The 15,546-nt window shown below is 33.1% G+C and carries 4 protein-coding genes; 2 read left to right on the forward strand and 2 right to left on the reverse strand.

Annotation, left to right across the window (positions count from 1 at the left end; genetic code table 11):
* Positions 1 to 11,951: right-handed parallel beta-helix repeat-containing protein (locus tag UIB65_RS02945; protein ID WP_330039639.1), on the reverse strand; the 11,951-nt coding region annotated here is incomplete at its 3' end.
* 474 nt (positions 11,952 to 12,425) lie between these two features.
* Here UIB65_RS02945 and UIB65_RS02950 point away from each other — a divergent pair.
* Positions 12,426 to 13,034 carry a TetR/AcrR family transcriptional regulator gene (locus UIB65_RS02950; RefSeq protein ID WP_330039640.1) on the forward strand — a complete coding sequence of 203 codons (609 nt, stop codon included), beginning with the start codon at positions 12,426 to 12,428 and terminating at the stop codon, positions 13,032 to 13,034.
* A 30-nt stretch (positions 13,035 to 13,064) separates the two neighbouring features.
* Positions 13,065 to 13,667: a TetR/AcrR family transcriptional regulator gene (locus UIB65_RS02955; RefSeq protein ID WP_330039641.1), complete on the forward strand. Its 603-nt coding sequence runs from the start codon at positions 13,065 to 13,067 to the stop codon at positions 13,665 to 13,667.
* 222 nt (positions 13,668 to 13,889) lie between these two features.
* On the opposite strand, the gene UIB65_RS02960 is transcribed toward UIB65_RS02955, so the two are convergent.
* On the reverse strand, positions 13,890 to 15,546 hold a 1,657-nt coding region (locus tag UIB65_RS02960; protein WP_330039642.1), incomplete at its 5' end, for an Eco57I restriction-modification methylase domain-containing protein.

The raw sequence follows: 15,546 nt of genomic DNA on the forward strand, positions 1-15,546 counted from the left end.
CTGTAGCTTCCGTAAGGCAATGTAATTGCTAATGTAGCTTCACCATTTTCCAAAGCAATATTTGATATACTGTCACCAGATTTGACTTCAACAAATCCAGTAGCATTCTCATCAACATTAACAGTTAAAAGAACCCTATTTCCATTGGTTTGGACTGTTGCATAAATTGGAGTATCTTTCATGACATGACCAATAATTTCAAAGTCCTTAGTGATTGTGTTGGTATTAAATACAGAATCACCCAGGTATGTTGAAGTTACAGTGTAGTTTCCAGATTCCATACCGTTAACTGAAAGTTCAGCTTTACCATCTTTAACATCCACATACATAGTAGATGTCTCACCGCTTTCTTTACTGACTATATAGAATTTAATCAAACCTGTTGCGGTTTCATTCACATTAACAATAAATGCAACATTATTTTCAGAAGTATCAACATCCAATGAAATTGGAGTGTTCTGTTTTACGGCATCCATGACAGTGAAAGTTAACTTTGTAGCATTTGGATTGTAGTTGTCATCACCAAGATAAGTCACATCAACAAAGTAACTGTTTGGAGTAAGTGTAGTTGTTAAGCTAGCAACACCGTCAATAACATCAATGTATGTAACACCACCACTAATAGAGAGTTTTACAAATCCAGTGGCGTTTTCATCAACACTTACAGTTAATGTGACCCTATTTCCATTCACAATAGCACCGGCATTAATAGGAGTTTCCTTCTTAATGTGGCCCCTGATAGTGAAGTCTTCATAAGTAATGTTGGTATTAAACCTGCTATCACCCATATAGGTTGCAATTACTGTGTAATCACCAGTTAAAAGAATATCTTCAAGAACCGCTTCACCGTCAATTACATCGGCATATAAAGTGTATTCTTCTTCACCAGTTACTTGGAATTTAACAAGACCAGTTGCATTTTCATTAACAGTAGCAGTAATTGTTACATTGTTTTCTTCAGTGTCAATATCCAAAGAGATTGCTGTGTTTTCCTTAGCAGGCTCTATAAGTGTGAATTCACATTTAGTGGAGTTCTTATTGTAGTTTTCATCACCTAAATAAGTTATAACTAAACTGTAGCTTCCGTAAGGCAAGGTAATAGCCAATGTAGCTTCACCATTTTCCAAAGCAATATTTGATATACTGTCACCAGATTTGACTTCAACAAATCCAGTAGCATTCTCATCAACATTAACAGTTAAAAGAACCCTATTTCCATTGGTTTGGACTGTTGCAGCAATTGGAGTATCCTTCAAGACATGACCAATAATTTCAAAGTCCCCAGAAGTAGCGTTTGTATTAAATACAGAATCACCCATATATGTTGCAGTTACAGTATAATTTCCGGATTCCATACCATTAACTAAAAGTTCAGCTTTACCATCTTTAACATCCACATACATAGTAGATGTCTCACTGCTTTCCTTAGCGACTATATAGAATTTAACCAATCCAGTTACACTTTCATTCAAGTCAACATCAAACACAGCACTGGTTTCACCTACAGAAATGTTAAGGCCAATAGTAGTATTTTCCTTAGAAATTTCTGCTACGGTAAATGTTACAACAGTACTGTTCACATTGTAGTTGTCATCACCAAGATAAGTCACATCCATATAGTAACTGTTTGGCATTAAGGTGGTTGTCAGTGTTGCTACACCATCTGCTAATTCAATATTAGCCACAGTATCGCCAACAGTCAGTTTTACAAATCCTGTAGCGTTTTCATCAACATTAACAGTTAATGTAACTCTGTATCCATTCACATCAGCACGAGCATCAATGGTAGTATTTTTCTTGATGTGGCCTCGGATAGTGAAATCCTGATAGGTAATGTTGGTGCTGAACCTGCTATCACCCATATAGGTTGCGATAACTGTGTAATCACCGATTTCAAGAATATCTTCAAGAACTGCCTTACCGTCAATTACATCAACATAGAGTGTGTATTCTTCTGTACCTGTTACCTGGAATTTTACAAGGCCTGTTGCAGTATCATTAACATTAACAGTCATTGACACATTATTTTCCCCAGTTAATACTTCTAAGGAAATTGGAGTGCCCTGTTTTACTACATTAAATGTTGTGGTATTATATGCGCTATAGTTACCGTTAGCAATTGTTACAGAAACTAAAATATCGTAATTAAGACCTAAATTATTAATTGTAGTATTTCCTTTACCATCAACAACATTTACAGTATAATTCTGATTGTTTATTTCTACAATGTATTCACCATCGATTTCACCGTAAACCAAAACAACAGCATCCTCACCATATACAATATCATCAACAGATACAACAACTGAAACAGGTTTAGGATCAACGTCAAATGAATTTTCATTAAATCCTGAATAATTACCATCAACAACAGTTACATTAACAATATAACTTCCAACATTTAAATTAGAAACAGACACATTTCCAGTACCGTTTACAACAGTTACCAAAATAGGTTCAGTTCCCACATAAACAAGATACTCACCATCAACATTGCTCTTAACAGTGACAATGGCATTTTCCCCATAAGTTATATTAGATACACTAATGTTTACATCCACAATTTCTCTTACAAATATTACACCTGAATTGATTATAGATTCGTTAGTGTAGTAAGAATCACCTTCAAAAGTACCTGTGACATTGTATCTTCCGGCACTCAAATTAGGAACAATAAGGTCTTCAAGACAGGATTGTGTGATGTTATAAACCAGTTTCTCATTTTCATCATATATTCTGTATGTAATGTTTCCGTATGCATTGACAGGAACTGATGCATTAATGGTTGCATTTTCACCATAATCAATTATATCACTTGATAAATTGAAAACACCAGCAGCTTTATTGACAGTTAAAGTGGCATTGACATATGCTTCAGCATAATTATCACTTCCAAATACATAAACTGTAATGTCATAACTGCCCGGATTGAAGTTTACACTTGAGAATGTGAATATTGTACTGTTTTCAACATATAATGAAACTGATTCATTGTATCTGTTGTCTAAAAATACAGTATAATAATCAGCAACATCGACAGTTACATTGATTTTAATCTCATCACCATAGTTAACAGCAACATCATTTACGGTTATGTTTGGAGCGACTTTGTTAACCTTCACATTAACCATTTCACTAACCGGAAGGTAGTTTTTATCTCCCCTGTATATTGCTGTAACCAAATAATTACCAGAGTTTAATGTGAGATTTTCAAGTTGATCCTTACTGTACACTTTACCATTCAATTCATAGACAACATTACCCTTAGCATTCTTAGCAATAGTTGAATTAACTTTTAATTTTTCACCCTGAGTAATGTCATCTATAGAAACGTTTAAACCAGGATCTACACGGCTGACAGTGAATATTTTAGTTACTTTATCAAATACAAAAGTGTTTGAATTATTATCTTTTGCATTTAATGTAACAGTATAATCCCCACCGTTAAGAATACCTGCATTGCAGGTGAACTCATCACCAGTTACATTGACTGGATAAGATTTGCCGTTAATGTCCAAATAAACGGTAAATTTGCAGTTTGTACCAGTATCAATAGTACCTTCAATTTTTTCGTTTTGTCCATAGTCAATATCATGAACAGTGAAATCAACGTTTAAGGCATCAAATACCGAATTGGTAATATTCACATTACTGGAATCGTTATAGATGTTTCTGTAATTGTTTGCCTTATTGTTTGTAAAGATACTGCCGTTGACAATTGCATTTCCTGATGCAATGTTTAATGCACCGTTTTCTGAAATTGTGTTGTCTGAAAATGTGGATTCAAGAACTGATAGGCTTTTGTCACTACTACTTAAAACAACATTTTTAACAGTATTATCTGTGAATATACATCCTGAAATAGTATTATGATAGTTTGTTGATTGGATTATATAATCCGCTGCATTGCCTATGAATATAGAATTATCAGAACGCAGATTGTGGATATTAGGGAATGGGTCTAAGGCACTGTATTTATTATACGCTGCATCAATAAAACTTCCTCCATCCTGAGTGTTATTGTAAAATGCAGAACTGATGAGAACATCTTTAGAATACACAATCAAAATAAAATTATTTGATACTCTGTTTTCGGTAAATACACTTGATATTATTTTTGCTGAATTCGCACGAGAAAGCTGTATGAAGGTTCGGACTGCATTGTTCTCAAATATTGATTCATTAATTATGAGATTGGAATATATACCAACACTAGTTATGATTCTTGAATAAACTAATGAATTGTCATAAAATTGAGATCCAACAATGTTTAAATTTCCTTCATTATAGATAATTGAACCAATATACCCACTATCACCATCATCAATATTAGTAAAGATACATCCATCAACAGTCAAATTACCTTCATTGTGTATGATTCCAGACGATCTCCAAACAAGAAAATCTCTAACTACAACATCACATATAGTAACATCAGCGTTTTCTCCAACATCAAAAAAGCATTGAGCATGCCATACATTGAAAACAACATCTCCAAGTGCAATTATAGATAATTTCTTATCTGAAATCTTCAGTTCGGCATTACTACGAGCTGAATAGGTTCCTTCCCTTACATAAATAGTGTCCTCAGCAGCAGAATTTTCAATAGCTTCACGTAATGTATCGAACTGACCGCCTGTACTGTTGACAATGAAATTGCCTTCATATTGTGTGACTGAGAATGTGGTTGTGTTTACAGCACCATTATAGTTTTCATCACCTTCAAATGCAACCATTACACTGTAGTTTCCTTCCCCAACATCAGCCAAAGATACTGTGAGTTTACCATCACTAGGAAGAGTGACATTTGTAATTCGATTATTAAAAAGAAGATAGAATAATCCGCCTCTACTTGCACTGATTGTTAAAATAGGGCGACCATGATCTGAATTTCTAAGGACAATATCATCTACAGTCACATTGATATGGACATTCGCCTTACGTACGATGAGCCTGTCGAATATTGCTTCACCATAATAGATGTTGCCGTAGCGGTCATAAATGACTTCATTTAATATAACATCATAAATTCCTTTTGGCAAAATCGCTGTAGTATATTCAAATACTCCATCCGAAATGGTAACTGAAGCATCAACACCGTTAACAAAACCAGGCAATGTTAATTGAAGATCCATGTTGAATTGAGGGTCAAGTGTACCTGTAATTGTTGTTGGAATGCCATATTCACCATCAGGTATAATCAATATCACATCATAGAAATCGAATATGTTTTCACTATATTGGATATTTCCTGCATTGAATATGTTTGCAAACTCTTCAGCAAAGTTAATTCCGAAAATGGATTTTGTAAGTTCCAGAGATTTGTTGTTGTAAATTGCTCCACCTTTGCCGTTTGCGGTATTGCCAACTAATGTGGAATTAAACACTGTCATAATATTATTATTATAAATGGCACCGCCATCACGTTCACTGGATCCACCGGTGAATGTTGAATTAAAGATATGTAATTCATTTCCATTGAAGATTGTTCCACCATATCCGTTTGCAGTGTTATCTTCAAAAGTAGAGTTCAGGACTTCCAAAGTTCCTTCATTATAAACAGCTCCACCATTGTAACCCTCATTTTCTGTGAAAACAGTGCGTTTAATGGATAATAACTTCTTGTTATATATTGCACCACCATTTCCACTGTTGTAGTTGTCTGTGAAATTGGAGGAGATGATTTCTGCAGCTCCATTGCTGTATACAACAGAACTTACATTGACGATATTGTCTGAAAATTCAACTGTATCGATGACCAAATCCTTTTCATTCCATACAACAGCATTGTCAATGAAATTAAGTGAAAATGTGCTGTTCAATATATTTAATAAACCGGAATTGTATATAATGACACCGGTTTCAAAACCTTCGAATGAACAGTTGGTGATTATTAAAGTACCATAATTTTCAATTGTTGCATGATTTTTCATTGCTCCTTCAGTAAATGAAATGCCGTTAAATACAACAGTGCATCCTTCAGCTATTGTAAAGAACCATTTTGCACTGCTTCCGTCAAACATAACCCCATCATCCTTGAAATTTTTAAGGGTGAATGATTTGCGGATATCAATTTCCATATTGTCTTCATCAAAATAGTTTACATTTGCAAAAATAACACCATTTTCTGCAACGGCATCAATAGCATCGGTTAAGTTTTCATATACCTCATTTTCAGATATGATGAAATTCGGAACTTTCATTTCAAATTTGATATCAAAGATATATGTATTGAAGTCATGGTCGTTCATTACACCTACTGTATAGTTTCCGCCCATTACCTCCTCAAAAGTGACGTCGAAATCACGGGACCCGTTGTTGTAAATTGTGTATAAAGGCACTTGATCTAAGTACAGTAAAACCACTGAATCAAATGAATCCACAGACTTACCTTTAACATGGACAGTCTGATTGATTTTATCTATAGCAAAATCATCTATTTGTCCATTACCGTTAAAGACACAATACTTACTAGTTATTTTATCAACATTACCACCAGCAAAGTAATTCCTTACTCTCTCATCACCTTCACCTTGATAGTTTTCTAAAAAGGTACATAAGTAGAATGATGCTGATGTTTCTTGACCGTCTAAATTGTCGGCTGCAATATAGATTGCTCCACCTTCACTTTCTGCATCATTGTTTATAAATGTAGTGTTTACTGCAATAACCATTGCATCATTTTCTGAATCATATTTACCAATATAAATGGCTCCACCTTGATTAGTAGCATGATTATTGTAGAAATTACAGTTCATCAAGGTTAAAGTACCTGTTTCCAGGTCAATAGCTCCACCATAAGTAGCAACTCCATTCATTACTGTAATGTTTTCAAGTGTAACTGTAGGGCCGTCTGTCTGTTCTGTCTCTGGATGTGGAGGTGGAGGTGTTGTAACCCACTCTACTTCTTCATCATATGTTAAAAGCATGAAGTAATCATTACCACCACAGTCAAAGATAACCTTTTCGTCTCCATAAGCTCTGATTGTTAATTCAACTTCTCCTTCAATATCCATACTAGATACGGAATATGTTCCGCCTCTAACTGTAATGATACCTGCACCATATAACACAGCTTCATCAACTGCATCTTTTAGAGTATCAAAATAGCTGTAATCATCATCTTCATCGTGTTGATAAATGAATCTACCTTCATAATCCTCTTCACCAAGATTATTATTATCCTCCGTAGAAGTGCGAATTTCATTGTCGAGATTGGCTGATGATTTCATAATGGACAATGAAGTCTTTTGAATATTATTTGTTGAATAGTATCTGTTGTCACCTTCAAATACGGCATCGATTTCATAGGTTCCATCATCCAAACCTGAAATGACTAAATCATCCCTGCAGGATTGAGTTAGTGTATAAACAACGTTTTTATTTGAATCTGAAACTGTGTATTTCATATTTCCTTCTGCATTAACCGGAGATGAAACCTTGATGACGGCATCATCTGAATCTGCAGCTTCATTAGAGACACTTAAAGCAAACAGAGGAAGGTTTTTATTGACTTTCAAAGTGGCCTCAGTGGAATTTGATATGTAGTTTACACGTTCCTGTGAAGTGACCTTGATTGTGTAGGTGCCAGGTTCAAAGGTATTTTCTATTTCAACAGATCTGCTGCCGTTAATAAATTTGACAGTTTTATAATCACCAATTTCTATTGTATATGTTGACGGAACATTAGTTTCTATGTTTACAATAATACTGTCGTTATATCCTACTTCCACATCCGCTACAGATATGGTCGGATTGGCTTTATAAACTTCAAAATTAACAGTAACTGCTGAGAGCACATAATCTTCATGATCATAGGTAGCTACAAGTGTATATTTTCCAGCATCCAATTTCAATGACTCAATTTCTTCTTTTGTATAATATTTTCCGCTCAATTGATAAACCAGTGCACCCATAGCATTTGAAGGCAGTCTTTCAACGACTTTCAGGGTTTCACCATAGGTAATGTTGTCAACTGAAACATTAAATTCCATGCTATTACGGTTAACTCTGAAAATTTCAGTAATGCCGTCCATCAGATATGTGTTATTGTTGCCATCCCCAATACTGTTTAAAACAGCAGAATATTTTCCACGATTCAATATGTCTGTTTTATAGGTGAACTCATTGTTTACGATATCCAAAATGACGTTTTCACCGGCAACTGTTAAATTGGCAGCTGCGTAGAGATTGGTACCGAAATCTACTGTACCGTTAATAATAGATTTTTCACCATACAGAACAGACAATGCATTCAATTTAGCATCCCTAACATCAAAGACTGAATCATGAGCTACTGTAAATCCGTTGCTGTGAATATGTCCGTTTACTCCAGTGTTATTTTCAAAAAGACACTCATCAATGAATGTAGTAACTTTAGGAGAAGTTGCAATAGCTCCAATTGTTGCATTGTTATTAATAAAGTTACTGCCGTCTACAAATAATGTGAGTTTTTTATTATAAGGGTTTTTGATTAAAATTACAGAACCCACATTACCCTTATTGTTATTGAATATAGAGTCTTCAATGTATGCTTTTGAAACTCCATCAAGGCATATTACTCCACCATCAACTTTACTGTTAGAGTTGTTTTCAAAATTGGACTGTCCAATATCCAAGACCACTTCAGTGGTGTTGGCGTTAACATATATTACTCCACCTTCAAGTTGTGCCTTTTCTCCAAAATTATTTTTGATATCGTTTTTCTTGAAACTGGATGATACAACAGATAGATATCTGGAATTATTGCCTACATATATTGCAGACCCTTTAACAGCAGTATTCTGTTCAAAATTACAGTCACTGATTGCATCATCATATTGAACCAGGTTTTTAAAGTGCAATGCTCCCCCTTCACGTGCAGAATTATTTATGAATTTGGAATCCCTGATTGAAACATCTTCATGACCCAACGATGTGACTGCTGCAGTACCTACTTTTAAAGGAGCGACATTATTTACGAAATTACAATAGTTAATCTCCAATAAATATCCGTCACTGAATATGGCTGCTCCACCATTTTGGGCAAATGATGTCTTTGTAATCCTGTTGTCTGTAAAATTACATGAATATAATGAAAGATATCCGTGATTGACTATAGCCCCATAATTGGTATTTCTGTTGTGAAGTCCACTGAATGTTATGCCCCATATATCAACTGCAGCGTCTTCACTGACTATTATGAAATTGGCATCACCGCCTTGAGCATCAAAGACCACTTCACCCATAGCAAAAATATCTAAAGTTTTATTTGATATTACAATTCCAGTGTTTTTATATGTACCGTTTTTAATAAAAATTGTATCATCACTATTGGAATTGGCTACAGCCTCATTTAAGGTATCATATTCCGCATTTGTACTTAAAACAAGGAAATTGCTGTAGGTTTTGCTTATTGAGAATGAAGTGAAATTCATTGCAAGCTCAAAGTTTTCATCAGCGTTACGCATAGCAACAACTGTATAATTGCCTAAATCAAGGCCGGTCAGTTGCATGCTTGCTTTACCTTTTACAACTTCAAGTTGATAATATTTATTTTGAACAAAGACAGTATAATTCAAATCCCAATTGGCATAAACATTTAAAACCGGCGTTTCAGGTATTAATACATCTTTTACTTCAAGAGTTAATGTTATTTTTGCTTTATCAATCAATATTTTTGCATATCCCGCATCATTTAAATAAAATTCGTTTCCATATAAATCAGAAAAATAATCATGACCAAAGAAATGATCCATACGGTCCCCTTGAGAATACATTCCAGGCATGTATAATTCATGTGTTCCAGCGGACGGCACTCCCATATTTATTTTAAATTTATTATCTTCAATGGTGACCAAATCTCCAAAAACAATTTCATCATCTGCAACTCCTGCTAAAACAGTATAAGGATTATTATAATTACATCCCCAATCGAAATCACCCTCAAGAATGTATTCCTGACCATAGATACCGTCTTTTGGAGTTATTTTTAAATTCAAATCAAATTCATTATGCTCAAAATTAGCTTCCCTTGTGGGTGAAATAAAGTATATGTTTCTATAATTTTCAGTCGCAATATTGGAATCAAAAACACAATCAGTTATGTTTATGAAGCCGTTATCGTTCCTATATAAAAAAATTGCCCCTCCGTTTTCAGCGGAGTTTCCTATAAACTCAGTATCAGAGACTATAAGATTTTTGGCAGCTATTGCTCCTCCTATTCTTGGAGCAACATTTCCGATAAATTTTGAGCCAGTTATAATCAAGGTTGAATCATAACCATAAATGGCTCCGCCAGTATGCTGTGCTGTATTATTAGTGAAAGTACAATCATTTACAGTTAGAGTAGATTCGTGAGCGTATATAAATTCATTTGATTCAAAAGTACAATCATTCAGTACTACATTTGAATATTGCACATTAAGCGGATTCTCGGAAATATGTTCAAATTTACAATTTGAAAAGGTACCATACGAATGCTGCCAGAAATTTATTGCACTATAAAATTTGCCTGTTATAGTTATACCCTCCATAGTAAGATTACAACCAGCATATATGTCCAACAACTTATCAGTTGAAGAAGACTTTGATGAAAAAATGACCGGCTCCAGAGAACCCTCTTGAGCTTTAATTGTAACCTTTTTATTATTTTGAATTTTCACATTAAAATTTTCTCTTTCAGTGTAAATACCACTTTTAACTGTAATTACACCTGTTCCACCATCAGAAATAGCATTTACAGCTTCAGATAAACTTTTAAATGGCTGATTATCATTTAAAATAAAATCATTCGCTACAATCCTGAAAGAAGCGTCCTTATAAATATATCTTTTTTCATCATTATACTTCATGTAAATTGTATATGACCCTAGTTCCAAATTTCTGAAAGTTTTAGTACTGCCACTATTACAATCTACACTATCATAGTACGCACCATAATGATATAAAACCAAATAATTTACCTCATCATCTACTTCAGGTGTTATTTCAACTGACTGATCCACATAATTTACTGTAAAATCAATGGACCCCTGCCCTATAAAATCACAATTGGAAAAAGAATGAGATCCTGAATCTTTATCATAAACATCGTTATTTTCATCACCTTGTTTATTGCCCTCAAAATAACAGTTATAAAAATCGGCGTTAGATCCATCACCTTCAACGCAGACAGCTCCACCTCCGGATGCTGCATTATTGTTTATGAACCGGCAATTTCTGGCTACGAGGCTACATTCATCATCATCAAGATAAATGGCTCCACCCCAACCATAACCTCCGGCAAGGTTCTGAAAAGCTTTATTACTCTCAAATATACAGTCATTCACGTTCAATTGTCCTTCATCAACTTCAATAGCACCACCTTGAAATGCACCTCCATTTCTAAAGGTTATTCTATTGAATGTTACATGTGCATTTTTATCAGATATTTCAAAGAACCAATTATCATTCTTGCTACCGTCAAAAATTACTGTGTGTGAAGAGCCATAAGGCTCGAATGTTAAATGTACTCCATCACTAATTGTAATTTTTACATCATCCGAATCGGAACCGTATGTACCTCCCCAAATGCGTATTGTTCCTCCATTATTATCACAGGCCTCATCAACGGCATCATCCAAATCTTCATACCATGTACCATCATAGTAAAAATTATTTCCACCGGATTTAAGCAAATCATCATTTGAAGCAGAAAGAATCTCTTTTGAACTAGAAGATGCACTTTCCACCTTATGACTGGATATTTCATCTAGATTATTATTTACATTAATCTGTTCTACATCATTGCCGGCTTCACTACCAAGCGAAGTGGCATTGTCTTTTTGCTCAACAGCAAAAGAGACTGTTGCAATATCCGTATCACTGACTTCCTCAAGCAATGTAGCATTCGTATCGGCCGCTGAAATTGCACCGATACTTATAATCATTACAAGAGTTATCAGCAACATTACTATCGTTTTTTTCTTCATTTTAAAAATACCTCATATTGTCTAAAAATCAAATAAACAAACAGAACGTTCGTTCTGTTCATTAATACACACATAGGTATTGTAAATGAATACAATACATAATAGTGGGTTTTGTTTTTGATTATTAATAAATATAGTACATTATATTTTAATTTGATGATTAAAAAGAATTATTACAAACTGTGTTAAAATACAAATAGCATTGTTAGACTCGAAAGTTAATTGAAAAACATTCGTTGACTATTCATTTCAGGTTTCATTAACTTGGACTTCCCCAACCTGTAAAAGTTGGGGTTCTCACATTTTTAAGATAAATTTGGTTTGTGTTAGCCCTAAGAAAACATACATTTCAATCAAAAGTAATTAATATTTTCCAAAATAATCGAACAATTGTTCTTTATATTAATTTCCAACATGACAGAACGTTCATTCTCTACATCATTTAATAACCATAAACCATAAATTGTTAATTGTATGAATACAAAACAATTAATTTTAGAAAAGACTTTAAAATTAATGATTGAAAAGCAAAACTCCCACATTTCCGTTAGGGAAATCAGTGCAGCCACTGGAATTGCTACCGGGGGAATATATCATCATTTTTCTAATAAAAAAGAGATATATAATGAGATTACTGAAAGATACTATCTAAACTTTTACAAATTCAATATTGATGAACTCAGGCAGATAAAGGGAAATGCAAAAAAGAAAATCCACGACGTCATGGCTGAAATTATTAAGGAAAAACAAAGCGGAATCAAGATTGAATCGATTGATGATGAAATAGACTACAGAATCATATTGGCGATTTTGACTGCAAAAGGATTTGCTCATGAAAATTATCAGGAGTTATGCCAAAGCCTCCTAAACGAAGTGAAGGAATTTTTCACAGAAATTATTGAGGAAGGTCAAAAAAACAGACAGATCCGACAAGACCTACCAACCGAAGACATTGTAGAGTCATTAATTATCATGTACCTAGGAATTACATATAAATGGGAGACATATATAATTGATGATATGATTTCCGTCTTTGAAGATAATTTTGATTTGCAATGGGAAAAGATAAGATTCAGAGAATAATTAATTAACTAAAAAACATCGTGTGGTTAGATGAACACTAAAGACTTGATTCTTGAAAAAACACTAAAATTAATATTGGATAAATGCACAATCGACATTTCAATTAGTGAAATTCGAAATTGCACCGGACTGACAACCGGAGGCATATATTATCATTTTTCAGATAAAAATGACATATTTGAAGCAATTATGCAAAAGTATATGGTGGATTATATTAAAATCGATTTTGATAAAATCCCTCTTGAAGGTTCCACAAAGGACAGAATCCATGATGCATTGCTTTATATTTTACATCACTTCATAAACGGCAGGGAAATTGAAAGCATAAATGAAAAAATCAATTATAGAAGCGTATTTATGCTTTTAACCTCAACAGAATATGCCAATGATGATGTTAGAAGAGTAATTTCACAAACAGGAAATGATATTGGAATATTTTTAACCGACCTTGTCGAAGATGGTAAAATGCAAAATGAAATCAGAAAAGACTTTTCAAGTAAAAACATTGCCGAATCATTGTATATCATGTATATGGGAATTCAATGCATTTGGTTAGATTTCCCAAATGAGGATATTGATCTCATTTTTGAGAAAAACTTTGAAATGGCCTGGCAGGCCATCGAATACCAGTGAAAAACTATTTTAAATTTAATAAAACAAGAAAAAAAAATAATTAATTTTCATGGCATGTTAAGAGAAAGCCACACAAAATCATGTGGGTTACCTATCCAAAATAGGCAAAAACTACCTAGATTTTTGACAACTGAACGATGCAAAAAAGACAAATATAGTTAATATATTAACCATACTACAGTATAATTGTTTTCACTTACATCATTTAAATTCGTTTTTAAACTAATTCTTTATGGAATCTTCAACAATAGAAATTTCATCACTAGTCAAGCCATATAATTCATAAACCTTAGCGTTAATCTGACTGTCAAGATTATCAACTTGAATCCGTAATAGTTTTTCTTCTTGTGGAGTTTTTACAAGCTGAAGCTTTTTGTTTAATTTTAACATTTTTTCTGCTAACTCAATGAAATCTTGTTGTTCTACAGCAGATAATTCAATAATCGGATAATTACCAATTACCCTACCTTCATAGGAATAATACTTACCTCTCATGGATTTTCCAATCTTCCTATTTAAAAATGTCATTAATGATGAGTTTAATATAGGCAATAAATATAACTCATCTAGTCCACATTCTTTTTTAAGTTTTAATCCATATCCACCTGAAATACCAGCTGTAATATAATAATCACCATATTTATCGAATGAGAAAGAAGAGTCAAAAGCACTATTAGGAGTCATGATTTTTGGATTCCTATAATCCAGCATACTTTTTGGATAAGTAAAAGCATACCATTTATTTCTATTATTCATTTTTCCATGTTCTCTTTCTTTTAAAACTTTTTCATTAGTTTTTAAATATTTCCAAGCATGAGGATAGTTCTTTTTTAATTCTTTTGGCTGTATTAATTCATAATTATCATCATTTAAAATATATGGAAACAACAGTAGTTTCTCCTTATAATCAAATCCATATCTTTTTATTTCTTTACCTTTAATATATCTTTTCAGAAGTTCTTTTTCAATTAAATGGTTAGTTTCACTCATTTTAGAATAAATCTTAACCAAATTATCTTCTTCCGAAACTTTATCAACAATATATACTTTATCAGCACTTGTCGCTAGACCTTGAAATATCTTATCACAAACATCATTTAATTTTAATGGATAATCCATCATTTTTTTAACTATTCCTGCACTTTTACCAATATAAAACTTCCAATCAGATTCAGAATAGGCATCATTATTTAACAATCCAATAGTAATATTTCCATCATCATACTCATCATACCCGTTGATAAGAGATAACATTTTACTACTAAAATCATCAATTTCAGAATATTTAAAATGTTTTGAATTAGATTTTAAGAACAATAAACAAGTATAGGTACTAGCATTATGAAAGATTTGATTATCTTTAAAATTAATTAGTTTATGTAAACAAGACTTTTCTTTAATTAACTCCCTCATTCCTTTCCCATAATCTGCTAAAATAAATTTATTAGGCAAAATAAAACCTACAAGACCTTTTTTTGTAATACTAATTGATTTTTCAACAAAAAGAGCATATATATCATATATTCCAGTTGAAGACATGTAATTATTTTTATAGTATTTTTTGCTAATTTTATCTAACAATTGTGTTCTGATGTATGGAGGATTACCAATAATTGCATCAAAGCCACCATTTGCAAAGACTAATGGAAACTCATGCTCCCAGTTAAATGGATTTAATTTTAGAACATCTTCATGTTCCAAATTTTCTTGTTCTAAAATATCAGTTCCTATTAGACTATTGCCACATTTAATATTATAAGATAAATTAGGTAACACTTTTTCTTGGTATAATTTCTGCTGTTGCTCTAAAACATCTTTATTTTCATCTTCCAATACTTTGAGAAGTAAAGAAAGCTTTGTTACTTCAACAGCATTTACA

It is taken from the genome of Methanobrevibacter sp. (genome assembly GCF_036307625.1).
Lineage (GTDB): Archaea > Methanobacteriota > Methanobacteria > Methanobacteriales > Methanobacteriaceae > Methanocatella.